A 24,969-nucleotide genomic window follows, 5' to 3' on the forward strand; every position below is an offset into this window, starting at 1 on the left:
GGACTAGGACTTCGGAACAGTGACGGCCTTGGAACCCGGGGACCACGTGGCCGGGGTCTCGCGGTCCGGGTACCATTCCTTGGTCAGCTTGGACCAGGTGCCATCGGCGATGACGGCGTCCAGGCCGGAGTTCAGCGCGTCAATGAGCGGCTGGTTTTCCTTGTTCACGGCGTACGCAGTGAAGTTCTGGGTGTTTACCACCGACTCGGCGATGACCGTGCCGTCGCCGTCCTTGACCTGGCCGGTGGCCTGCTGGGACGGAGCGACCCAGGCGTCGACCTGGCCGTTCTTCACGTTGGCGTAAGCGGTGTTGTAGTCCTCGAAGCGGACGGGCTCGATCTGGAGCGTGTTGGTGACGTAGTCATCCTGCACCGTGCCCTGGACCACGGCGATGCGGGTGTCCTTGGTCAGGTCCTTGAATCCCTTGATGTTGGAGTCCTTCTTGGCGACCACGGCCATGTAGCCAAAGTCGTAACCGTTGGTGAAGCCAACGGTCTTGCGGCGGGCGTCAGTGGTGGAAATCGAGGAGGACCCGAGGTCGAACTGCTTGTTCTGGACCTGGGCGAGCAGCGACGCGAAGCCGGTGGCCTTGAACTCCACCTTGAGGCCCAGCTTGTCGGCGATGGCGCGCAGGAGCTCGTTGTCGTAGCCGGTGAACTTGCCGGACTGGTCGATGTAGATGTTCGGCGGCGCGTCCGAAAGGGTTCCCACAGTCAGGGTTCCATCGGTGATCAGGCCGAGCTTGGACTTGTCGATCTGGTCCAGGGGAGTGACGTCCTTGGTGGTGTATTTGTCCAAGGACTTCTGGTCGCTGCCCTGCAGGGCATCCGTCGGTGACGCCGTTGACTGGGCCGAACCGCCGCCGCAGGCTGCAAGGGAAACCGCCACGGCGATGGCCACGGGAACGGTGGTCAGCCACTTCAAGGCTTTGCTTTTCATCACGCAATCACTTTCGTCTGAAATTCAGTGGGTCGCGGGAGGCTCATCGGGCCCCCGGCCGCTGGCTTGGGCGCCGGGTGGAGCAGACACGCCGCGAAAGATAATTGTGTCATCCGACGTGGGCGCCCATTCAATCCGAACAAATCAGAGCTGGTGTGTGCGTTCTGCGAACTATCTTCAGGGTCATGCGTGATCGGCGGTGATCCTGATAGTGCTGGCGGGGTGGCGCGGAATCATCGGCGCCGGAGCGGGCGGCCGGTGGACGACCCGGGCGGTGTGACCTCCGTCGCAATCACTGGATTTGCGCACAGCGGGGGACTAGTTAAGCCGTTCCGCCGGCGAACGTTTCGTTTTAAGAAGTGTTCCCGCGCCGGCGCCCGGGCGTCCGGCATCCCGGCGTTCCGAAATCCTAGAAGTCGCCCCGGCTGGCATCCTCGGGAGGCAGGACGGGCCAGTCGCCTTCGATCACGGCGGCCGGCTTCGTCTTGCGCAGGTAGCTTTGGAAGTCCGCGGCCTGGGCAGAGGCCCATTCGACCTGGAGCTGGTGCAGGTTGCTCGCCGGCATCCTGAGCTTGGGGAATTTTCCGGCCATGGCATCGAGCATCCGAAGGGTTGCCAGGGCATCGGCCGCGGAGGTGTGCGCGTTGTCCAGATTGACGCCGTACTCCTCGCACAAGGCGGTGAGGGTGCGCTTGCCCTTGCGGTATCGGTCCACCTGCTTGTTCATGACGTACGGATCCAGCACGGGGAAGCGGCTCAACTGCGGGACGCCGTAGCGGGCCGATTCGGCGGCGAGCACGGTGAAGTCGTAGCTGGCGTTGAAGGCGATGACCGGCACGCCCGTGTCGAAGAGCTCCTGGAGCACGGCGGCGACCTCCCGCGTCACTTCCGCGGCGGGGCGGCCTTCGCTGCGGGCCTTCTCGGTGGTGACGCCGTGGATGTCGCTGGCCTCGGTGGGAATCTCAACGCCGGGGTCGGCGAGCCACTCGTGTTCCTGGACAATCCCGCCGTCGGAGTCCACCACGGTGATGGATGCTGTGACAATCCGCGCCGCGCGGGAGTTCCGCCCGGTGGTTTCGAGGTCGAAGGCTGCGCGGGGGAGGGTGTTCCAAGTGCTCATGCTTCAACCGTAACTGCTGCCACTGACAGTTCCTGACCGCTGTGCCCGCGTGCCGCCCGGACACGGTCCCGGGGTCCGGAACGGCTAGGCTGGACCGATGCGGACGGAGTATGTGCAGGCGGTGCTGGAGCTCGTGGCGTTGATCCCGGCCGGCACGGCGGTGGCCTACGGCGACGTTGCGGAACTCCTCGGCGCCGGCGGCCCGCGCCAGGTCGGGTCGGTCATGAGCCACTATGGCAGCAGCGTGCCCTGGTGGCGCGTCCTGAAATCCAGCGGGGACGCCCCGCCAGGCCTGGAGCACGAGGCATTGGGCCTTTATTTGCAGGAGGGGACGCCGCTGCTGGGCCGCTACGACGACTTCCGCCGGACCGGCGAGGGACGCTGGCGTGTTGACCTGGCCTCCGGCCGCTGGGCGCCCACCGAGGCCGACTTCGACCGGATCGATGCCATCGCGGAGCGGCTCGAACGGGAGTCGCATAAATTGTCGGTACCCGATGATGAAATGACTGTGTGAGTACCCCCAGCCACCTCGAACCCAGCCTGCAGCGGTCCGGGTCCCGTCCCCTTCCCGGGGCGGGGCACGCAACGGGAGCAGGGTTGCGCCTGTTGCCGCCCCGGACCCACCACAGTGCGGTCCCGGTGCTGTCGCCGGACCAGCTCGCCGCCGTCGAGGTCCCGCCCGGCTCCGGCCCCGTGCTGGTGCCCGGCGCACCCGGCACCGGCAAGTCGACGGTCCTGGTCGAGGCCGCCGTCCGCCGCACCCTGCGCGACGGCCTTGATCCGGAGCGGATGCTCATTCTGGCTCCTGGGCGGCTCGCCGCGGATACGCTCCGCGACCGGTTCACGGCCCGCCTGGACCGGAGCCTGAGCACGACGCCGGCACGGACCTGGGCGTCATACGCCTTCGATCTGATCCGCCGTGCCAAGGCCGAAGGCCTCTTGCCGCTTCCGCGCCAGCCGAAGCTGCTCTCCGGCCCGGAACAGGACCTGATCATCAAGGAACTGCTGGAGGGCCATGCGCTGCCCGGTCTGGAACTGCCCTGGCCCGAGGACCTGGACGCCGCCCTGCGGACCCGCGGCTTCCGGCAGGAAGTGCGCCAGCTCTTTGACCGGATCATCGAATCCGGGCGGACGGCCGAGGACCTTGTAGCCTTGGCGCGACAGTGCAACCGGCCGGACTGGATTCCGGCGGCCGCACTGTACTCCGAGTACCGCGATGTCCTGGACCTGCGCATGCCCGAGGCCTTCGACCCCGCCGGCATCATCACTGCCGCGCGCCAGATCTTCCAGGACTCGCCCGATTTCCTCGCCGCCGAACGCGACCGCCTCCAGCTGATTCTCGTGGACGACATCCAGGAGGCGAACCCGGCGGTCTTCGAATTGCTCGCAGACATCGCCGCCGGCAAGGACGCCATCATCACTGCCTCGCCGGACACCGTGGTTCAGGGCTTCCGCGGGGCACGTCCCGATCTCGTAGCGGAGCTTCCCGGCCTCCTGGCCCCTGACGGAGCGATCCTGGAACGTCCGTTGTGGACCGCGCATCGGCAGGTACCGGCTGTGGCAGAGGCTTGGCTGTCGGTCGCCGGGCGCATCTCCCGCAGGTCCGGCGGCCAGTCTGCCCGCCGGCTCGAACAGCCCGAACCAGTACCGGCACCGGACGGGCAACCAGTCCCGACGCCGGAGGGAACAGCAGACGGCCGCGCGGGGACGGTCGAGGCCCACCTGCTGCCGTCCCCGGTCCATGAGCTGCGGTATGTGGCCCAGCGGATCCTTGAAGCCCAGCTGAACGACGCCCGGGAACTCGGGGACATTGCCGTGATCGTGCGCAACGGCGGCCAGCTCAGCCAGTTGCAGCGGTACCTGGCCGGGCAGGGGATTCCGGTCCGGATTCCCGTCGCCGAATCCGCCGTCCGGGACGAGGTCGCGGTCCGTCCACTGCTCGATGCCTATGCGGTGGCCCTGGACCCTGCCGCGCTCACACCCGAGTCAGCCGTGTCCCTGCTGACGTCCCGGATAGGCGGCGCCACGTCGATTGAACTGCGGAGGCTGCGGCAGTCGCTGCGCCGGGAGGAACTCCTGGGCGGCGGCGGACGCACCAGCGACGCCCTCCTGGTGGAGGCCCTGCTGGAGCCGGGAGCGTTGGCAACGCCGGGCATCGAGGGGCACTCGGCTCGCCGGATCTCCCGGATGATCGCCGCGGGGCGCGAGGCCGCCGGGGCTCCCGGAGGCAACGCCGAAACGGTGCTCTGGGCGCTCTGGCATTCCACCGGCCTGGCCTCCCGCTGGACCGACGCAGCCCTCGCGGGAGGATCGGCCGGTGCCCGGGCCGACCGTGACCTTGACGCCATGATGGCGCTGTTCCATACCGCGGAACGTTTTGTGGACCAGCTGCCGGGGTCCGGCCCGGAGCAGTTCCTTGAATACCTGCTCAGCCAGGAACTTCCCATGGATACCCTTGCGGCGCGGGCGCAGCAGGAAGACGCGGTGGAGCTCATGACCCCTGCCAGCGCGGCGGGCCGGGAGTGGCCGGTGGTGATTGTGCCCGGACTTCAGGAAGGCGTGTGGCCCAACACCCGGTTGCGCGGCGAGCTGCTCGGCAGCACGTTGTTCGCCGACGCCGTCGAGCACGGCGTGGAGTACGCGCTGCGGCTGGATCCCCAGAGCCGGTTGCGCGAAATCCGTTATGACGAGCTCCGGAGCTTTTCCACGGCAGTGTCCCGCGCCCGGGAGGTGCTGATCTGCACGGCGGTGTCCTCGGAGGATGAGCAGCCGTCCTCCTTCCTGGACTATGTGGCGCCGCTGCGGCCGGGGCAGGACCGCCGGGGCTTTACCCCGGTCGAGCGCCCCCTGACCCTCCGGGCGCTGGTCGCGGAACTGCGACAGTACGCCCAGCTCGACCCGAGGGCGGCCGAATCGGTGGAAGCCGCGGCCGTGCTGGGAGGCCTGGCCACGGCCCAGCCGCCGGTTCCGGGCGCGCACCCCGCGAGCTGGTGGGGGTTGGCGGAGCTGTCCTCGGCGGAGCCGGTGGTTCCGCCGGGCGGTACCGTGTTCGTGTCGCCCTCGAAGGTCGAAACCGTGCAGAAATCGCCGCTGGACTGGTTTGTCCAGGCCGCCGGCGGAGAAGCCGCAACCGATTTTGCCCGCAGCCTGGGAACGCTGGTCCACGCCATCGCGCAGGACATGCCGGACGCCTCGGGAAGCGAATACGTTTCCGAACTGGTCCGGCGCTGGCCCACACTGGGGATGAAGGACAACTGGGAAGGCAAACTGGACTTCCAGCGAGCCGAGTCCATGGTCCGCAAGCTCGCCCAGTATGTCTTGGTGATGCGCAGCGATGGCCGGAGCCTGGTCGGCGTCGAACAGGATTTTGAGGTGAAGCTGCCGGACGTTCCGGCGGAGGCCCCTGCCTCGCAGGCCGGATCCGAGTCCGGTGACGGCGGGAGCACCGGTCCGGCGCGGCCCGCCGTGCTCCGTGGCCAGGTCGACCGGCTCGAGATCGACGCCGAGGGCCGGCTGGTGATCATCGACCTCAAGACCGGCAAACGCCAGCCCGGCAAAGCGGATCTGGACCGGCACCCGCAGCTCGGCGCCTATCAGGCCGCTGTGCTGGCCGGCGGCTTCGCGGGTCCCGACGACGGTCCGCCGCCGCTGCCGGGCGGAGCCGTCCTGGCCCAGCTGGGGACCACCACCAAGAGCCCCGGCATCCAGGCACAGGCACCGCTGGATCCGCAGGACAACTGGGCACTGGAGATGGTCGGCGACGCCGCCCGCGTGATGTCCGGCAGCGTTTTCCAGGCCCGCCACGATCCGTCCAAGGGAGGCCACGGCGGCCACGGCTGCCGGCTCCCTGAAGTGTGCCCGCTGTGCGTGCGGGGAAAGCAGGTTACTGAATGAGCCCCGAGGCGCCGGCACCCGGCCCGACCGACCCGCAACCGGCACCGGCTCCCCTTCCCGCCCCGCGGTTCAGCCCGGAAGAGCTGTCGGCACTGCTGGGGGAGGGGAACAGCCCCACGGCTGAACAGTCCCTGATCATTTCCTCGCCCCTCACACCGCGGCTCGTGATCGCCGGGGCGGGATCGGGGAAGACCGCCACCATGGCGGACCGGGTGGTGTGGCTCGTCGCCAACGGCTGGGTCCGGCCGGAGGAAGTCCTCGGCGTCACCTTCACCCGCAAGGCAGCGGGTGAACTCGCCTCGCGGATCCGGACCAAGCTGGCCGCGCTGGCGCGCATCGCGGCGGCCGACACCGGGAACACGCTCTTCCCTGCCGGGCTGCTGAGCGCGGATGCGCTCGAACCCAAGGTCTCCACCTACCACTCGTATGCCAGCGGCATTGTGTCCGACTATGGTCTCCGCCTCGGCGTCGAACGCGACGTCGTGCTGCTCGGCGGCGCCCAGTCGTTCCAGCTCGCCAGCGAGGTGGTGGAAGCCTTTGACGGGGACTACGAACACTTCCGGTCCGCCAAATCGACGCTCGTCAAGGCCGTGATCCAACTGGCGGGAGAGTGCTCGGAGCATCTGCAGGACCCGGCCCACGTCCGTGGCTGGCTGTTGGAACGTGTCGCCGAGTTCGAGTCGCTCCCCTACGTCGCTGAAGCCAAGAAGAACCCCACCCAGGCTGCGGGCGAGCTCAGCGCGATGCTGCGCACGCGGGCCAGCGTCGCGGACATGGTGGGCCGCTATTCCGAGGCGAAGCGCGCCCGCGGCGCCCTGGACTTCGGTGACCTGGTGGCCCTGGCGGCGCGGGTGGCCAACGAGATTCCGGTCGCCGCCCAAACGGAGCGCCAGCGCTACAAGGTGGTGCTGCTCGATGAGTTCCAGGACACCTCGCACGCCCAGTTGGTGCTGTTCTCCCGGCTCTTCGGCGACGGCCATGCGGTCACCGCGGTGGGCGACCCGAACCAGTCCATCTACGGATTCCGGGGAGCGTCCGCCGGGCAACTCTTCCATTTCGTCCGCGAATTCCCGGTCCTCGTCGGCGTCAGGGGGGACGGTCCCGACACCGGCCGCGGCAGCGAGGGGGACCAGGGCAGCGGCGACCAAGGCAGTGGGCAGACCCGGCGCTTTGCCGTGGCGCCCACTTCCTACTTGACTACGGCATGGCGCAACGGACGCAACATCCTGGCCACGGCCAACCTCATTTCGGCGCCGCTGAGCAAGGCGGCGGCGAACCTCGGGGCCGCCGGGGCCCGGGAAAGCGCCGACGCCGTCGAGGTCCCGCCCCTGCAGCCCAGCCCCGCCGCGGTGGACGGCAGGGTGGTGATGGGACGGTTCGCCACGGACGAAGCCGAGGCCGCGGCGATCGCCGGCGACGTGCTGAAATTTCGCGTGACGGACTTCGACGCCGCGCACTCCGCCGACCCGGTTCCGCCGGCCATGGCTGTCCTGTGCCGGCGCCGGGCACAGATGGAATGCATTCGCCGCGAGTTCGAAGTCCGGGGCATTCCCTACGAAATCGTTGGGCTCGGCGGGCTGTTGGACACGCCGGAAATCGTCGATCTTGTCGCTACGCTCCGGGTTCTGGCCGACCCGGGCCGTTCGGACTCCCTCATGCGCCTGCTGGCCGGCGCGCGGTGGCGGATCGGCCCGGCGGACCTGATGGCCCTGCGGGACTGGTCCAGTTTCCTGGCCCGCCGTCGGGGCCGCCCCGGCGGCCTGGACGCCGGAGACGCCGGACAGGGTGCCGGGGATGACGGGCGTGCCGCCGAGGACGCGATCGACGACGCAGTGATTGAAGGCGACATCACCGATTCGGCCAGCTTGGTCGAGGCTCTGGATTGGCTGCCCCGCGAGGGCTGGATCTCGGCGCACGGACGCGGACTGAGCCCGGAGGCCCGGGACCGTCTGCAGCGGCTCTCGGAAGAGCTCCGGCAGTTGCGCAGCTACATGGGGGACGACCTCACCACTTTGCTCGGCGAGGTCGAACGGGCCATGCTCCTGGACATCGAAGTTGCGGCGCGGCCCGGGACCAGCATCCATCAGGCCCGCCGCAACCTGGACGCCTTCCAGGACGCAGCGGCCGGATTCCTGCACACCTCCCAGCGGGTCGACGTCCTGGCGTTCCTCGCATGGCTGGAAGCCGCGGCGGCCGAGGAAAACGGTCTGGATGCCGCAGCGCCGGAGGTGAACCACGAAGCCGTCCAGCTGCTGACAGTGCATGCCTCCAAGGGGCTGGAATGGGACGTCGTGTTCGTTCCCGGGCTCAATTCCGGGGCGTTCCCCAGCAGCCGGGACTCGCGGTGGAGCAGCGGCAGTGCGGCATTGCCGTGGCCGTTGCGCGGCGACCGCACCGACTTGCCCCAATGGGACCTGGACCAGCCGGACCAAAAAGGCTGGCTTGACGCCGAAAAGGAGTTCAAGTCTGCCGTCCAGGCGCACGGCGAGGCCGAGGAACGGCGCCTGGCTTACGTGGCGTACACCCGTGCCAAACACGTGCTCTGGCTATCGAGTGCGGCGTGGGTGGGGTCCCGGGCGGGTTTGGCGGAGATGTCTCCCTTCCTTGCCGGGCTCGAGGGCCTTACCGCCGAAGGCGCGGCCGAAATCCATCCGCTGTCCGTCAGCGAGGACGCACTGCCGGCCGAAAGCCCCCTGACCTCCGAACTCGAAGTCGCCGCGTGGCCCTATGATCCGCTGGAGGGCCCGCATGACCCCCGGACGGGAAAACGGCTGCGGCTTGTCCCGGGTCGGCGGGCGGCCATGGAATCCGCAGCTGCCCGCGTCCTGCAGGCAATGGACGCCGGCCCGGACGCCCAGCCGGGCCTTGGCCTGGGCAGCGTCCCGTGGCGGGACCGTGATGGTGGCCCGGCTGCGGCCCGGACTCACCCGGGCGCGGCGGACGGCGCGGAGGTCGGAAAACGTCCCGTCCTGCGCGGTCCTGCAGCCGGGTGGGCGCAGGAGGCGGCCACGTTGCTGGAACGCCGCTCGCGGCGTTCGGTGCTCCAGGATGTGCATCTGCCCGGGCATATCTCGGCGTCGACTCTCGTGGACCTGGAAGATGACGCAGGTTCCGTTGTGGCCCGCCTGCGCAGGCCGGTCCCGCGCGAACCGGGGATGTCGGCCCGCAAGGGCACGGCATTCCACGCCTGGGTGGAGGAATACTTCGGGGCCGCCGGGATGCTGGACCTGGGTGAGGCCGCCGGCGCTGACGACCACATCGACGAGGCATACGGCCTGGATTCCATGGTGGAAACTTTCCGTCAGTCCGAGTGGGCCCACCGCGCCCCCGCCCACGTTGAGGTCCCGGTCGAGACGCGGATCGGCGACGTCGTGGTCCGAGGCAGGATCGATGCCGTGTTCCGCGATGCCGACGGCCGCTGGGACCTTGTGGACTGGAAGACCGGCCGCCGCCCGTCGGCTGCCCAGCTGAAGGTGAAAGCAGTCCAGCTCGCCGTCTATCGCCTGGCCTGGGCCCGCCTTAAAGGGGTCCCGTTGGAGGATGTCCGGGCCGCCTTCTACTACGTGGCCGACAACCAGGTGGTCCGCCCGCACGACCTCGGATCAGCGGAAAAGCTTGAGGAAATCGTGGCGGCGGCGCTGGGAAGGACGGCAGCAGCGAGCGGCACCTAGCGAATCTCAGCCGGCCAGGGAACACCCGCCGAACGAGCCGGTCGGGGCAGTGCACCCAAACCGGCCGGCAGCCGGGGCTAGCGGGAGGCGGAGTCGACCACCGTGATGGCGGCGGTCGACGTGTTGTCACCGGCCCCGGGCCCCGCAGCGGAGTCCGACTTTACAGCGGAGTCCGGCTGCACAGCGGAGTCCGGCTTTACGACGGAGTCCGGGTGCACGGCGGAGTCCGGCTGTACGACGGCGATCGATTGCGTCGACGTGTCGCCGCCGGAAACCGCCGCCCCGGCGTCGCTTTCACTGGCCGTACCGGTTGCCCCGGTGTCCGGGTCCGGAGCCCCCGCCTGCGGGGCGCCGTCTAGCGCGCCATCAGCGTTGGAGGACTTGGAGGACTCGGAGGACTCGGAGCACTCGGAGGACTTGGGGGCGCCGGGGACAGCGGTGATGTCGGCGGACGCACCTGCGGCCTTACCGGCACCCGGCCCGGCGCTTACCTGGGCGCCTGCGTCGGCGGCGGTGTCCTTGGCTGTGCCCTTGGATGCGTCTGTGTGCTGCACTGTGTCCGGGGCAGGCTGCGGGACAGCCGTCGGTTCGTCAGTCTCCGATTCCCGGGGGATAGGCGTGACATGCACCGCAGGCCTCGCACTGCTGGCGGCAGTGGCATGGCCAGCCGGAGCGGTACCGGGTACCGGCTCCATGGGCAGCAGCGTGACCTTGCTGACGGCGGGCGCAGTCCCGTTGGCCGGAGGGACGGGCGCGGACGGGACCGCCGCCGTCGCCGTGTCGACATGAACGCCGGCCTCGGCGTTGGCTTGATCTGTGCCGGGTACGGGTGCCGCGGCCGGCAGCGGTTCCACACTGATCGGCTGGCCGCCGTGTTCCGCCACGTCCTCGGCGAGTGTGGCGAGCATGGATTCAGCCTCGTCGATCATGTCCTGGTTGCCGGCGGCCATGCCCTTGACCAGGTACTGCGCCAGGGCGAATTCCGCGGACAGCGCGCCCCGCCGCAACAGGTGCGCGTCGGGAACGTCGCGCCGGCTGGCGGTGTAGTGATCCAGGACCGCGTTCACAAAGTCCTGTTCGTTCGAGGCGACGAGCCAGGCCATGTCGTCCGCCGGGTCGCCGATGCGCAGGTCGGTCCAGCCCGTCACGGCGGTCACACGCTCGCCCTCGACCAGCAGATTGTCCTCATGCAGGTCGCCGTGAACGACGCAGGGATTGAAGCGCCAGAGCGAAACGTCCTCCATGGCGTGTTCCCAGCGCCGCAGCAGCAGGGGCGGGATCTTTCCGGTCGTGGCCGCCTGATCCAGTTCATTCAGGCGCCGCTGGCGGAATTCGTTGGGCGTGTAGCTGGGCAGGTCGGCGTTGCTCACGATCGACCGCGGGAGGTCATGGATCGCGGCCAGCGCCGCCCCGATTTCGCGGGCCAGCGCGGGGGAGCCGCTGCTGAGCTCGTCCAAGGAGCGGGTGGCGCCGGCCAGGTGCGAATAGACGAACGTGCTGAGCTGGCCTTGCCGGACCGTTCCCGCCACCGTGGGCATGAGGAACGGCAGCTCGGCCCGGATGCCGGGAGCGAAGGCCCGCAGCACCAGGAATTCGGTTTCCAGCCGGGCGCTGGCTTCGGCATGCCGGGGGGAGCGGACGCGCCAACGCTTGCCTTCGGAGTCCAGCAGGAGGGCTGCGTCGAAGTCCGCCGGATCGTCGGGCGCAGAGCTGACGGCGGTCGGGGTCAGGCCGGGTACCGCCGCCGTTGCTACGGCTGCCAGTTCGATTGGTTTCCTTCTCACCCTTCCACGGTAGATTGAGCGGCGCTCAAGACGGCGATGCACTCCGGCGAGTCTTGAGATCGGGGACAAATCGGCGCTAAATCGGCGCTGAATCCGGGGCAAACGGCTTGTCCCGCACACGCCGTGGAGCTCCCGGCGGCATGACCGGCAAATGTCAATTGTCTGCCCGAGTCAGTACGGTGGGTATATGAGTCTTGCGGAGTCACCGGCATCGTCACCAGGATCGTCATCGGCATCACAGCAAACCCCCTCCGAATCGCCGGCACCCGACGGTGCGGCCCCGCCGGTGCATCTCCTGCCGGCAAACCACCTTATGGAGACTGTCCTTCCCGTGCGCCCGGCCCTGATCGACCGTGGATCCGCGGCGCGGGGGAAACCCGGCATGCTCGCGGAACTGGTCGGTTCAGGCTCGGCGCAGGCCATGGTGCTCTCCGGCCGGCAGGCCCTCGTCAGCGGCAACAGCCTCGTGCTCCTCAACGCTGCCGAGCTCTCCGGGCACCTGGCCAACACCCCGTATGCTCCCGAACACGTGATTTACCTCGGTTCCGCCCTGGCGGGTTCGGACCTCGACGCCGGCACCGAGCTCGTCCTCTTTGTCCTCCCCGTTCAGTTCGAAGTCCAGGCCGAGGAATTCGAGGCCCACGTGGCCGGCGTTTCCAGCGATGCGCAGTGGGTGGGTTTTCGCGAAGTCGCGGCACGCCTGAACGCCACGGACACTGCGCTGTTCATCGAAGCCAGCGCCATCGCCAACTGGCACTCCACCCACACGCACTGCCCGCGCTGCGGCACTCCCACGCAGCCGGAAGCCGGCGGCTGGGTCCGGCGCTGCCCGGCCGATAACTCCGAGCACTTCCCCCGGACGGATCCGGCCATCATCGTCACCGTGGTAGGCCCCGACGGGAGACTGCTGCTGGGCGGAGGCGGCCCGCTCGACGCCCGAAACTATTCGACCCTGGCCGGCTTCGTCGAGCCGGGGGAGTCGCTCGAACAGGCCGTGCAGCGCGAAATCGGCGAGGAAGTCGGGGTTCGTGTCACCGCGTCCCAGTACCTCGGATCGCAGTCCTGGCCGTTTCCCGCCTCCCTGATGCTCGGTTTCACGGCCACCACGCCGGACACCGAGGCCCGGCCCGACGGCGTCGAGGTCACCAGGGCGCGCTGGTTCAGCCGGAGCGAACTCCAGGACGCCGTCCTCAGCGGCGAGATCGTCATTTCCAGCAGGCTCTCCATTGCCCGGTCCCTTATTGAACACTGGTACGGCGGCGTCATTCAGGACGCCGCGGACAGCGCCTGAGCAGGCCTGCCCCCATCCGCAGGACACCGACTACCGACTAAGCAGCAAAGTGACCACAGAGAAATTGAACTTCAGCACCATCCCCGGCGGGGAACCGTCCGGCGGCACGACGTCGGGCGATGCCCCGGCCGGCGATGCCCCCGAACCTGACGGCCGCTCGCTGGAGGAACGGATCCTCGGCGGCCTCGACGCCGAGCAGCGCGAGGTCGCCAGCACCCTTCAGGGGCCCATGTGTGTCCTGGCCGGTGCCGGCACCGGCAAGACCCGCGCCATCACGCACCGGATCGCCTACGGCGTGCACTCAGGCGTGTACAGCCCGCAACGGCTCCTCGCTGTCACCTTCACGGCCCGGGCTGCCGCCGAGATGCGCAGCCGGCTCCGTGACCTCGGCGTCGGCAACGTTCAGGCCCGCACCTTCCACGCCGCGGCGCTGCGCCAGTTGCAGTTCTTCTGGCCGCAGGCGGTGGGCGGCACCTTGCCCAACCTGCTGGACCACAAGGCACAGATGATTGCGGAGGCCGCGCGGCGGCTCCGGCTCAGCACGGACCGCGCCTCCATCCGGGACCTCGCCTCCGAAATCGAGTGGGCCAAGGTATCCATGCTGACCCCGGCGAACTATCTGGAAAATGCCCAGGGCCGCGGCAACCCGGGCGGCTTCGACCTGACGGCCGTGGCGCGGGTCTTCCAGTCCTATGAGGACGTCAAGACCGACCGCAACGTCATCGACTTCGAGGACGTGCTGCTGATCACCGTGGGGATCCTTCAGGAGGACCCTAAGGTGGCAGCGACCGTCCGGGAACAGTACCGGCACTTCGTCGTTGACGAGTACCAGGACGTCTCACCGCTGCAGCAGCGGCTCCTGGAACTGTGGCTCGGCGGCCGCGACGAGCTCTGCGTCGTGGGCGACGCCAGCCAGACCATCTACTCCTTCACCGGCGCCTCCCCGAAGCACCTGCTCGGGTTCAAAGCGATGTATCCCGAGGCCCACGTCGTCAAGCTGATCCGGGACTACCGCTCCACGCCCCAGGTTGTCAGGCTCGCCAACGACCTCCTCGCCGGCCGGCGCAGCGGCGGCCCGGTGGCCGACGCCGCCTGGGCCACGCCTTTGCAGCTCGTGGCGCAACGGCCGGCGGGCCCGGTGCCGCGGTTCACCGAATGCTCGGATGACGAGGCGGAGGCCGCCACGGTCGCCGCGCGGATCCGCGAACTCCTCGACGCCGGAACTCCGGCGAGCCAGGTCGCCGTGCTCTTCCGCACCAACGGGCAGTCCGAAGCCTACGAACAGGCGCTGGCCTCGGCAGGGATCGGGTACCAGCTGCGCGGCGGTGAGCGGTTCTTCGCGCGGAAGGAGGTCCGGGACGCCATCCTGCAGCTCCGGGCAGCCACCCGGGCCGTGGCCGAAACCGCCACGCCCGAGCCGCTCGGGCAGCTGGTCCGGGACATCGTCGCCTCCCTGGGCTACACGGACGCGGCGCCGCACAGCGGCGGCGCGCTCCGGGAGCGCTGGGAATCGCTGGCCGCCCTCGTGGCGCTGGCCGACGAACTCGTGATCAGCAGGGGCCCGCAGTTCGTGCTCCCGGACTTCGTCAACGAGCTCCAGGAAAGGTCCCTGGCCCAGCACGCACCGACCGTCCAGGGCGTCACTCTGGCATCGCTGCACGCCGCCAAGGGCCTGGAATGGGACGCCGTGTTCCTGGTCGGGCTGAGCGAGGGGCTCGTGCCGATCTCGTTCGCTGACACCCCGGAGGCGGTGGACGAGGAACGCCGGCTGCTGTATGTCGGCATCACCCGCGCCCGCGAACACCTGTCGCTGTCCTGGTCCACTGCCCGGACACCGGGCGGACGCGCCAACCGCAAGCCTTCGCGCTTCCTGGACGGCCTGCGGCCCGACTCGGTGGCCAGCTCCCACCTGCGGGGCAAGGGGCCGGCGCCGCGCCGGAAGGCGGCCGTCCCGGCGTCGTGCCGGGTCTGCGGCAGCATGCTCTCCAGCGGCGCGGAGCGCAAGGTGGGCCGCTGCAACCAGTGCCCGCCCAGCTACGAGGAACAGACGTTCGACGCGCTCAGGCAATGGCGGAAGGACGTTGCCCTTGAGGCCGACGTCCCGGCTTTTGTCGTGTTCACCGATGCCACCTTGACTGCCATCGCCGAGGCACGCCCCGAATCGCTGGAGCAGTTGGCCAAACTCGCCGGTGTGGGTCCGTCCAAACTGGAGAAGTACGGCGAGGCGGTCCTGACGGTCCTGGCCGAAAGCACGGTTCAGTGATGCCCGGTCCAGTGAAGTCTGGGGGTCCAGCGAAGTCCGGCGCAGCTCCGGCGGCCACACCGCTGACCACCGCCGACGGCGCCCCGGTGGTGGTGCGCCGCTCTGCCCGCCGACGCCGCACGGTCGCCGCGTTCTGGGAGGACGGCACCGCCGTCGTCGCCATCCCCGCTTCCTTCAGCAGGGCCCAGGAACGGGAGTGGGTCCATCGCATGCTGGAAAAACTCCGGCGCCAGGGGGACCGGGCGGCGCCTGGTTCCGGCCGGCGGCGCCCCCGCAGCGATGCCGACCTGGCCGCCCACGCCGCCGCTCTGTCGGCGAAGTATCTGGGCGGCAGGGCGGTGCCCTCCTCGGTCCGCTGGGTCACCAACCAGAATTCGCGCTGGGGTTCCGCGACGCCGTCCGAAGGGACCATCCGGCTCTCCGCGAAGCTGCAGCCCATGCCGCAGTGGGTGATCGACTACGTGCTGCTCCACGAACTGGCCCACCTCCTGGTGGCCGGCCACGATGCCGCTTTTTGGCGGTTGCTGACGGCGTACCCGGAGACTGAGCGCGCCAAGGCCTTCCTGGAAGGGGTCTCGTTCGCGACCTCACGCGGCCTCGCGCCCGGCGGCGGATACGACGAAGCCCCGGACGGAACCGAAGTCCCGGCCGGGGCCTACTAGCGTTCGGTTAGGCCTTGGGCGTGCCGCCGTCTTCCGGACCGCCGTCCTGACGGTCGTCGTCGTCTTCCTTGGCCGCCGATTCCTGGCCGGACGCGCCGGGCTCCGCGGTGCCCTCTGACCCTGCGGTGCCCTCGGGTTCCGTGGCGTCGGTGCCGGCCGGCTCGTCGAACCCTCCGCTCAGCAGCTTCTGCAGGGCGTCGTCCACTTCGCTGTCGCTGGCTTCGGCGAGTTTGCGGCGTTCGCTGAAGCCCTGCGGATCTTCCAGATCCTCTGCCGTGGGCAGCAGGTCGGGATGCTGCCAAACGGCGTCGCGGCCATCCACCCCACGCTCGTCCTTGAGCAAGGCCCACAGCGTGGCGGCCTCGCGGAGCCGGCGCGGCCGCAGTTCGAGCCCCACGAGGGAGGAGAACGCGTGCTCCGCTGGGCCGCCGGTGGCGCGGCGCCGCCGGACGGTTTCGCGCAACGCAGCGGCGGAGGGCAGCAGCTTCTCGGTCGCACCCCAGGTGAGTTCGTCCACCCAGCCCTCCACCAGGGCCAGCGCCGTTTCCAGCTTCTCGAGGGCCTGCTCCTGGGCCGGAGTGCGCTGCGGCATGAAGACACCCTGCGAGAGCGCCTCCTGGATGCCCTCGGGGTTGCTGGGGTCGATCTCGCGTGCCAGTTCTTCGATCTTGGACGTGTCGATGTGGATGCCGCGGGCGTAGGCCTCGATCGCACCGAGCAGGTGCCCGCGCAACCAGGGAACCTGGACGAAGAGGCGGGCGTGCGCCGCCTCGCGCACGGCCAGGAACAGGCGGATGTCGTTCTCCGGCAGGCTGAGGCCCTCACCGAATTTCGCCACGTTGGCCGGCAGGAGCGCCATTTCAAGGTCTGCCAGGGGCACGCCGATGTCCGTCGAGCTGACCACTTCAGCCGAGAGCGCGCCGATCGCCTGGCCGAGCTGCATGCCGAAGATCGCCCCGCCCATGTTCTGGATCATCGAGGAGGCGCCGCCCATCATGGACTTCATTTCCTCGGGCATCTGCTCGGTCATGGCGGCAGAGAGCGCATTGGCGATGCTGTTGGCCACGGGCTCGGTCAGCCGCTTCCACGTCCCCAGGGTTTCCTCGACCCACTCGGCGCGGGACCACGCCCGGCCGATCAGTCCCGTGGCCGGAAGCCCGGTGACCTGGTCAAGCCACAGTTCGGCCAGCCGAAGGGCCTCATCGACCTCCCGCGACTGCTGCGCCGTGACCGAGGGATCGGATCCGCTGGCGGCGACCCGCCGGGCGTTCTCATGCGCCAGCTGCCAATTGACGGGCCCCTCCGAGGGGGCGCTCATCATCGCCTGCACTTGGGAAAACATCTGGGCCAGGAGGTTTGGATCGTCCGGGAGGCCTGCTGCCTTGGCGAGTTCGGCCGGGTCGATATTGCCCATGCCCTGCCCGCCCATCAGGTTCTTGAGCATTTCGGCCAGGGGATCCTTGGGTTCCTCGTCGCCATTGGACGGATTGAGTGGGTTGGAGGTCATGATCCCGCCGATCGTCGGTGTGGCTGCTTCTCAACTTCACGGTACCCCTGTGCAAGAGTGGCTGTCTGCCGAAACCGCGCCACGTTCGCTGTAGGCAAAGAGCGGTCCGGGGTCCCAAGCGCGTAGGCTTGGAAGTTGGAATATTTGCATGCGGCAGCCTCGGGTTAGGCTGCGGCCCTGGTGCGTGGTTGCGGTGTCCTCTCGGGCTTGTCCTGGCGGGGCCGCAGCGTCTCGTGCCGGCACGGAGAGGTCGTTCAATGACAATCACCCAAGGTGAGCAGCCCGCCAACGACCCAGCGGCCGGCCCTGCCCGGGGCAGAAGGGCGCGACTGGCCGGCGCCGGCGTGCGGCGCCCGCGCAACAACCGGTCTTCGGCCATGCTGGTCTCGGGGCTGCTTGCCGCCGCCCTGGGCATCACAGCGGTGAGCCTGCCGGTGCCCTACGTGATCGAGTCTCCCGGCCCCACCTTCAACACCATCGGCCAGGACAACGGCAAACCGGTCATCAGCGTCAGCGGCCATGAGTCGTATCCCGCCAAAGGCAGCCTGGACCTCACCACTGTCTATGTCGACGGCGGTCCCAACGGCCCGGTCAGCGTCGTCGAGGCGTTCTCGGCATGGCTGAACGGGACCAAAGCCGTCTACCCCCAGGAGCTGCTGTTCCCGACCGGCGTCACCAAGGAGCAGTCCCAGCAGGAGAGCGCCACCGCGATGACCACCTCCCAGGAGAACGCCATCGCCTCGGCACTGAAGGAACTGAAGATTCCGTTCGGGCAGAAGATGCAGGTGGCCGGCCTCCCGGACGACTCCGCCTCAAAGGGGCTGCTGCAGGCAGGGGACGAACTTGTCTCCATCAATGACAAGCCGATTACCGCGCTCGGCGTGGTCCAGGCGGAACTGGCCGCCGGCAACGGCAAACCCGCCAAGGTCATCGTGGAACGCTCCGGCGCACGGGTGCCGGTGACCATCACTCCGGCCAAGAACAGCGCGGGCCGCTACATCCTCGGCGTCTTGCTGCAGTACAAGTTCACGTTCCCGTTCGATGTCACCATCTCGCTCGATAAGGTCGGTGGCCCCAGTGCGGGCATGATGTTTGCGCTTGGCATCATTGACACCGTCACTCCGGGGGACCTGACCGGCGGCAAGCACATCGCCGGGACCGGAACCATCACCCCGGACGGCGCCGTAGGACCCATCGGCGGGATCGCCCAGAAAATGCAAGGGGCACGGTCCGGCGGGGCCACGCTGTTCCTGGCGCCGGCGGCCAACTGCGAAGACGTCGTGGGCCACATCCCCGACGGACTGCAGGTGGTCCGGGTCGAGAACCTCACCGAGGCCCGCAAAGCAGTTGAACTGGCCGCGTCAGGCGGCGACACATCGGGCCTGCCGGTCTGCACCAACAACTAGACTGGCCGCGGAACTAAGCGCCGCCCCCACTCGTGGCACTAATGACGGCCGCGCCGTCCGGACGTGACCCTGCTGCAGGGCCCTGACGGAACGGCGGCGACGGCCGTTAGAATGCATCAACCCTGCAACACCGGCACTTGGTCGCCAGACTGAGCCACAGCAGCGACTGATAACTAAAAACCAGCAGTACGACCAGCTATGAGGTACCGAGTTTGTCCCGTCCCGCCAGCACTGTCCCGCCCGGAAGACCCCAGACACGACGCGGCGCCCTGACGCCGACGTTGATCATCGTGGCCCTGATCGTGGTCGGATTCATCTTCTTCGCCAATGTCTGGACGGATGTCCTCTGGTACCAGCAGCTGGGCTACTTCGGAGTGTTCATGACCGAGAACCTCGCCAGGATTGTGATCTTCCTGGCAGGTTTCGCCGTCATGTTCACGGCCGTCTTCTTCGCCATCCGGATTGCCTACCATGCGCGGCCGGTGTATGCCCCCGACTCGGAAATCCGGGACAACCTCAACCGCTACCAGGCCCAGCTTGAACCGATCCGGCGCGTCGTGATGGTGGGGCTTCCCATCCTCTTTGGCCTGTTCGCCGGCAGCGCCGCGGCCAGCCAGTGGCAGAAAGTGCTCCTGTTCCTGAACCAGGAGCAGTTCGGCCAGAACGATCCGCAGTTCGGGCTCGACATCAGCTTCTACCTCATGACGCTTCCCTTCCTCGGCTTTGTCACCGGGTTCCTCATCAGCGTCACGGTGATCGCCGGCCTTGCCGGCATCCTCACCCACTACCTGTACGGCAGCATCCGGATCATGGAACGCGGGATCTTCACCAGCCGCGCCGCGCAGATCCACCTGGCTGTCACGGGCGCCGCCTTCCTCGTGCTGATGGGCATCAACTTCTGGCTGGACCGCTACTCCACCGTGCAGAATAACGGCGGGCGCTGGGCCGGCGCTTTGTACACGGACGTCAACGCCGTCATTCCGACCAAGGCCATCCTGGCCGTGGCCGCGGCCATCGTCGCCGTGCTGTTCATCATCGCCGCGGTGATCGGCAAGTGGCGTCTCCCGGTGATCGGCACCGCCATGCTCATCATCACGGCCATCCTGGCCGGCGGCGTCTACCCCTGGGTCATCCAGCAGTTCCAGGTCCGGCCCTCGGAGCAGACCCTGGAGAACGAATACATCAAGCGGAACATCGCGATGACCCGTGCCGCCTATGGCCTGGATAAGGTCCAGGAAAAGCGGTACAACGCCACCACCAACGCCACCACCGGCGCGCTGGCCCCCGATGCGCAGACCACCGCCAACATCCGGCTGCTGGATCCGAACCTGATCTCGGATGCGTTCTCGCAGCTGGAACAGTACCGGCCCTACTACCAGTTCCCCAGCGCCCTGAACGTGGACCGCTACGAGATCGACGGCAAGATCCAGGACACGGTCATCGCCGTCCGCGAACTCAACCCGGACGGGCTGGCCACGAACCAGCAGTCCTGGCTGAACCGGCACGTCGTGTACACACACGGCTACGGCGTCGTCGCCGCCAAGGGCAACAAGTTCACCGTGGACGGCAAGCCGGACTTCCTGCAGGCGGGCATCCCGTCCACCGGTGCGCTCGGCAACGATTCGACGTATCAGCCCCGCGTCTACTTCGGCCAGGACTCGCCCGACTACTCGATCGTGGGCGCCCCGGACGGTGCACCGCACCGTGAGCAGGACCGGCCCGCGGCCAAGGAAGGCGACGGCGAGACGCAGTACACCTTCACCGGCAACGGCGGCCCGAACGTGGGCAGCTTCTTCAACAAGATCCTCTACGCGATCAAGTTCCAGTCCTCGGACCTGCTGCTTTCCGACGGCGTGAACGCCGAGTCCCAGATCCTCTACGACCGCAACCCGCGGGACCGCGTCGAAAAGGTGGCGCCCTACCTGACCGTTGACGGCAACCCGTACCCCGCCGTCGTCGACGGCAGGGTGAAGTGGATCGTGGACGGATACACCACGAGCCCGTACTTCCCGTACTCCCAGCAGGAGCAGCTCTCCGCCGCCACGGCTGACTCACAGACCGCCGCGAACCGGACAGTAGCCCTGCCGAACAGCTCGGTGAACTACATCCGCAACTCGGTCAAGGCCACCGTGGATGCCTATGACGGCTCCGTGACGCTGTACGCCTGGGACGACCAGGATCCGGTCCTGAAGGCCTGGCAGAAGATCTTCCCGACGTCGGTGAAGCCGTACTCGGAGATGTCCGGCGCGCTCATGAGCCACGTGCGGTACCCGGAGGACCTGTTCAAGGTCCAGCGCGAGCTCCTGGGCCGCTACCACGTGACCAACCCGGACAGCTTCTACACCAACATTGACGCCTGGTCCGTTCCCAACGACCCCACCGTCAAGGACGAGGTCAAGCAGCCGCCGTACTACATGTCGCTGAAGATGCCCGACCAGGACAAGCCGGCGTTCCAGCTGACGTCATCGTTCATCCCGCAGGTGGTCAACGGCAACGCCCGCAACGTGCTTTACGGCTTCCTGGCCGCGGACTCCGACGCCGGCAACCAGAAGGGCGTCAAGGCGGACAGCTACGGCCAGCTCAGGCTCCTGCAGATCCCGCCGGAGACCCAGGTTCCCGGCCCCGGCCAGGCGCAGAACAAGTTCAACTCCGACCCCACGGTTTCGCAGGCCCTCAACCTGCTGCGCCAGGGCGCGTCGGCGGTGCTCAACGGCAACCTCCTGACCCTGCCGGTCGGCGGCGGCATGGCGTACGTCCAGCCCGTCTATCTGCGCTCCACGGGTGAGACCTCCTACCCGACGCTGCAGCGGGTCCTGGTGGCGTTCGGCGACAAGATCGGGTTCGCGCCCACCCTGGACGAGGCCTTGAACCAGCTGTTCGGCGGAAATTCGGGGGCCGCGGCAGGGGACTCGGCGAACAAGGGACAAACGCCGGCCACGCCCACCACGCCAGGGGGTGCGACGCCGCCTGGCACCACCGACGCGAAGGCAGACCTGAAGGCCGCGCTCGACGAGGCCAATGCCGCGATCAAGGCCGGCCAGGACGCCCTCGCGAAGGGCGACTTTGCGACCTACGGTGACCAGCAGAAGAAGCTCGCTGCCGCCCTGCAAAAGGCTCTCGAGGCCGAAGCGAAGCTGGAAACCCCGGCCGCCCCTGCTGGCACTGCGACGCCGACGCCTTCTGCCACGCCGTCGGCGACGGCGGGCGGCTAACGGTCCGCAGCTGACGCTGGCAGGCTCCTGACGTTGAGCTAGGGCCGGGCGCCGGCTGTGCACGGTCCGACACAGGCCGGGTTTGCCCTCTCCGGAGAGGCAAGCCCGGCCTGTGGCGTAGACGGACCGGAGTCGATCCCTGCGGCCTTGACCGGGCGGGGCCGGTCTTGACCGGGCGGGGCCGGGTGGACCTGCGCGGACGCTGGCGGACGCTCGCTGGTGGCGAGATGCACATCACGCCACCTCGATTTGGCCTCAAGTTCACCGGCAGGTAGAGTTGTTCTTGCGACGCGGGGTGGAGCAGTTCGGTAGCTCGCTGGGCTCATAACCCAGAGGTCACAGGTTCAAATCCTGTCCCCGCAACTGGAGAAAAGGTCCGGAACACTGGAAACAGTGTTCCGGACCCTTTGCTTTAAGCGGCTGGGGGACGGTCCGGAAGCCGGGTTATGGGACAGAACGTGTATGAATCCCGGCCGTACCAGGGGCGTCCTGCCGGAACCCTGAGCCACCGGACCCGGGTGCCCCTGCTCCCGCCCGGCGGACGCGGCCCGGGGGCACTTTGACACGGACACGCCGCGGACACTGGACCCGGGGCCGGAATGGAACCCAAAGGCGCCCCGGAGGGCGGGCGGCGGCTGGGCCGGGCCGGGGGCGTGGTCAGGGCGGTCCGGAAACTAGGGTAGAGTTGATCAAGCGACGCGGGGTGGAGCAGTTCGGTAGCTCGCTGGGCTCATAACCCAGAGGTCACAGGTTCAAATCCTGTCCCCGCAACTGGAGAGAAGGTCCGGAACACTGGAAACAGTGTTCCGGACCTTTCGCTTTAAGGGCTCTTCACGGTTGAGGGTGTAGTCGCCGGTTGGATGGCGGCTGGCGCGCCGGTCCCGGGGCAGGTGTCGAGGTCTTCCGAGGATGCGCAAACGCGGCCGGAGACCCGATCTTGTGTCACCGTTCGCGGTGGACTACGTTGCGTGCCCCTTCCGATGGGTCAACGGCGCACCTGGTAGCGCAGGTGAAGCACCCGGTTGCCCTGAATCACCACGTCAGGATCCTCCAACAGGTGCTGCGCGTGGATCGACCCGAAGTAGCGCTTGCCGGACCCGAATACGACGGGTGCCACGTCCATGCGCACCTCGTCGATCAGGCCCGCGGCAAGCACCTGGCCACCGACGTCGCCGGCGGCGACCTCGACCAGGCGGTCACCGGCAAGCTCCTGCGCCTTGGCCACTGCAGCCTCGACGCCGCCGACGAAGTGAAACGACCCCTCGGGGTCCCAGCCCTCGGGCTTCGGCCGGTGCGTCACGACGACCACGTGGTCGACCCCGCCCGGAGGCTTCCCGTCCCAGCCGCCCGTCATGTCGAAGACGTGGCGGCCGACGATTGTCGCCCCGATCTGGTCCCAGTACGGCCGGGTGTAGTCGTAGGACGTCTGCGATACCTTCAACTCGCCGCTCTCGTCCAACGGAACGTCACCGCTGGACAACCAGTCGAACAGCGGTCCGGGCTGGTCGTGCTCGTCCGCGATGAAGCCGTCCACCGACACCGAGCTGTACATGACCACCTTGCCCACGAGGCTCTCCTTTGCTCTGGGTGCCCCCAAATTGGCGTGTCGTGAGCTCTCGCTCTTGTAAGAAATCATCGGCCTGCAGCGGCCAGCAGTCCAGCGCATGGCCGGGATGTTCGCGCAGGAACCGCCGCCGGACTTCGACGTACCGGGTCGTTACCCGACACGGCCGGCCCTGAACCGGCCGGCCCTGAACCAGCCCCCCCAACGGGCCCAGAGCTGGCCCTCAGCCGTCCTTGAGCCGCTGATAGGTCGCCAGCGCCCGTGCCCGGGACTCGGCGAGGTCCACGATCGGCGCGGGGTAGCTGGTGGCGGCGCTGTCGGCCTTCCAAGGCTCGTGGACAGTTTTGTCGTCCAGCGCGGCGAGCTCGGGAATGTACCCGCGCAGGTAACGACCGGCGGCGTCGAACTTTTTGCTCTGCGTGACCGGGTTGAAGATCCGGAAGTACGGCGACGCGTCGGCCCCCGAGCCCGCGACCCACTGCCAGTTGGCCGGGTTGCTCGCGGCATCGGCGTCCACCAGCGTGTCCCAGAACCAGGCCTCGCCCAGCCGCCAGTCGGCCAGCAGGTTCTTCACCAGGAAGGACGCGGCCGCCATCCGCACGCGGTTGTGCATCCAGCCCGTTTGCCAGAGCTGGCGCATGCCCGCGTCCACCATCGGGTAGCCCGTACGGCCCTGCTGCCAGGCCTTGAGCTCGTCGCCCGACGCCGGCTGCCACTGAAAGCGGTCGAACTCCGGCCGGTAGTTCCGCGTCGCCAGATCAGGATTCTCGTACAGCAGCTGCCAGCAGAATTCCCGCCAGCCCAGTTCGGAACGGAAGATCCCGACGTCGGCCGGAGCCCCCCGCGCAAAGCTGTGGCGCAGCGTGTGCCAGATCCGGAAGGGGCTGATTTCGCCAAAGCGCAGGTGCGGCGAGAGCCGGCTCGTACCTTCGACACCCGGAACGTCGCGGCCGGTGCCATATTCTGCCGCCGGTCCGTCCACGAAATCCTCGAGGCGGCTGAGGGCGCCTGCTTCTCCCGGTGTCCACGTGCCGGCCAGTCCAGAGCTCCAGTCGGGGCTACGGGGGAGCAGGCCCCAGCTTTCGAGCGTTTCGCTCGCCGGCAGGCTGCCGCTGCGGGTGTGTGCAGGGGCCGGCAGCCGGTCCGGGGCCGCCAGCGGCTGCCGCGGCTCGGCGCCGGCCAAGCAGGCCTTCCAGAACGGCGTGAACACCTTGTAGGGGCCCCCGCTGCCGGTGCGCACGGTCCACGGCTCGAACATGAGGTTCGCCTGGAAGCTCGTGGCGTTCAGGCCCTCCCCGCTGGCCCAGCTCTTCAGTCCTGCGTCGACGGCGCGTTCAGGGCCACCGTAGCGGCGGTTCCACAGCAGCGCGTCTGCCGACGTCTCCACCGCGAGGTCCTGGATGATCCGGGCGGCCGGGCCGCGGCGGAGCACCAGCCGCGAGCCCGTGGCCTCCAGCGCGGTGGCCAGGCTGGCAAGGGAATGGTGGAGCCACCACTTCACCGCGCCGCCCAGCGGCCGGATGCCGGGTGACTCCTCATCCAGGACATAGACGACGGTCAGGGGTTGGTGCAGGGCGGCGGCCTCCGCCAGTGCCGGATTGTCATCCAGCCGGAGGTCGTCACGGAGCCAGACAAGGGTCGCAGACATGGATCCAC

13 protein-coding genes, 2 tRNA genes and 1 pseudogene are annotated in these 24,969 nt (G+C 68.5%); 10 read left to right on the forward strand and 6 right to left on the reverse strand.

Translation table 11 applies throughout. The features are described from left to right. Positions 1 to 3 precede the first annotated feature (3 nt). Together C560_RS23595 and C560_RS0111910 are read right to left on the reverse strand one after the other, a co-directional pair. Positions 4 to 939, reverse strand: coding sequence for an ABC transporter substrate-binding protein (locus C560_RS23595; protein ID WP_026538381.1), 936 nt, complete (start codon positions 937 to 939; stop codon positions 4 to 6). Positions 940 to 1,348: 409 nt separating this feature from the next. Beyond that, positions 1,349 to 2,059, reverse strand: a complete 711-nt coding sequence (locus C560_RS0111910) for a 3'-5' exonuclease (protein WP_018773857.1) — start codon at positions 2,057 to 2,059, stop codon at positions 1,349 to 1,351. A gap of 97 nt (positions 2,060 to 2,156) precedes the next feature. On the opposite strand from C560_RS0111910, the gene C560_RS0111915 reads away from it, so the two are divergent. The 3 genes from C560_RS0111915 to C560_RS0111925 are packed head-to-tail and all read left to right on the forward strand — an operon-like array spanning position 2,157 to position 9,624. Further along, entirely contained in the window at positions 2,157 to 2,573 is a 417-nt protein-coding gene (locus C560_RS0111915; protein ID WP_026538382.1) for an MGMT family protein, read from the forward strand. A 26-nt stretch (positions 2,574 to 2,599) separates the two neighbouring features. Next, positions 2,600 to 5,953: an ATP-dependent DNA helicase gene (locus C560_RS0111920; protein WP_051533136.1), complete on the forward strand. Its 3,354-nt coding sequence runs from the start codon at positions 2,600 to 2,602 to the stop codon at positions 5,951 to 5,953. Then, a complete protein-coding gene (locus C560_RS0111925) occupies positions 5,950 to 9,624 on the forward strand; it encodes an ATP-dependent helicase (RefSeq protein WP_026538384.1) in 3,675 nt (1,224 codons plus the stop codon). The genes C560_RS0111920 and C560_RS0111925 overlap by 4 nt, the downstream gene beginning before the upstream one ends. Positions 9,625 to 10,456: 832 nt before the next feature. On the opposite strand, the pseudogene C560_RS21685 reads toward C560_RS0111925, so the two are convergent. Further along, a pseudogene (locus C560_RS21685) lies at positions 10,457 to 11,408 on the reverse strand (macrolide 2'-phosphotransferase); the annotation flags it as partial. Positions 11,409 to 11,721: 313 nt separating this feature from the next. Here C560_RS21685 and nudC point away from each other — a divergent pair. The 3 genes from nudC (at position 11,722) to C560_RS0111945 (ending at position 15,624) form a co-directional block, all read left to right on the forward strand. After that, the gene (gene nudC, locus C560_RS0111935; protein ID WP_231494328.1) at positions 11,722 to 12,699 is read left to right on the forward strand and encodes an NAD(+) diphosphatase; all 978 of its coding nucleotides are present in this window, start codon (positions 11,722 to 11,724) and stop codon (positions 12,697 to 12,699) included. A gap of 160 nt (positions 12,700 to 12,859) precedes the next feature. Next, positions 12,860 to 14,962 carry an ATP-dependent DNA helicase UvrD2 gene (locus tag C560_RS0111940; RefSeq protein WP_026538386.1) on the forward strand — a complete coding sequence of 701 codons (2,103 nt, stop codon included), beginning with the start codon at positions 12,860 to 12,862 and terminating at the stop codon, positions 14,960 to 14,962. Beyond that, positions 14,962 to 15,624, forward strand: coding sequence for a M48 metallopeptidase family protein (locus tag C560_RS0111945; RefSeq protein WP_026538387.1), 663 nt, complete (start codon positions 14,962 to 14,964; stop codon positions 15,622 to 15,624). Before C560_RS0111940 ends, C560_RS0111945 begins: the two co-directional genes overlap by 1 nt. A 7-nt stretch (positions 15,625 to 15,631) precedes the next feature. Here C560_RS0111945 and C560_RS0111950 read toward each other — a convergent pair whose 3' ends face one another. After that, on the reverse strand, positions 15,632 to 17,131 hold the full coding sequence (locus C560_RS0111950; RefSeq protein WP_026538388.1) for a zinc-dependent metalloprotease: 1,500 nt from the start codon (positions 17,129 to 17,131) through the stop codon (positions 15,632 to 15,634). 257 nt (positions 17,132 to 17,388) lie between these two features. On the opposite strand from C560_RS0111950, the gene C560_RS0111955 reads away from it, so the two are divergent. The 4 genes from C560_RS0111955 to C560_RS0111970 all read left to right on the forward strand — a co-directional run bounded on the left by C560_RS0111955 (position 17,389) and on the right by C560_RS0111970 (position 22,520). Continuing rightward, a complete protein-coding gene (locus tag C560_RS0111955; RefSeq protein ID WP_026538389.1) occupies positions 17,389 to 18,537 on the forward strand; it encodes a YlbL family protein in 1,149 nt (382 codons plus the stop codon). Between the two features lie 212 nt (positions 18,538 to 18,749). Next, on the forward strand, positions 18,750 to 21,749 hold the full coding sequence (locus C560_RS0111960) for a UPF0182 family membrane protein (RefSeq protein WP_026538390.1): 3,000 nt from the start codon (positions 18,750 to 18,752) through the stop codon (positions 21,747 to 21,749). A gap of 289 nt (positions 21,750 to 22,038) precedes the next feature. Continuing rightward, positions 22,039 to 22,112 (forward strand) — tRNA-Met (locus C560_RS0111965). Positions 22,113 to 22,446: 334 nt separating this feature from the next. Beyond that, positions 22,447 to 22,520, forward strand: a tRNA-Met gene (locus C560_RS0111970). Between the two features lie 214 nt (positions 22,521 to 22,734). Here C560_RS0111970 and C560_RS0111975 read toward each other — a convergent pair. Together C560_RS0111975 and C560_RS0111980 are read right to left on the reverse strand one after the other, a co-directional pair. Beyond that, a complete protein-coding gene (locus C560_RS0111975) occupies positions 22,735 to 23,316 on the reverse strand; it encodes a dihydrofolate reductase family protein (RefSeq protein WP_026538391.1) in 582 nt (193 codons plus the stop codon). 220 nt (positions 23,317 to 23,536) lie between these two features. Continuing rightward, positions 23,537 to 24,961 (reverse strand): cryptochrome/photolyase family protein, encoded by a 1,425-nt coding sequence (locus C560_RS0111980; RefSeq protein ID WP_026538392.1) that lies wholly within the window; start codon positions 24,959 to 24,961, stop codon positions 23,537 to 23,539. Between the last annotated feature and the right edge of the window lie 8 nt (positions 24,962 to 24,969).

Origin of the sequence: Arthrobacter sp. 9MFCol3.1 (assembly GCF_000620385.1) — a bacterium.
GTDB lineage: Bacteria > Actinomycetota > Actinomycetes > Actinomycetales > Micrococcaceae > Arthrobacter.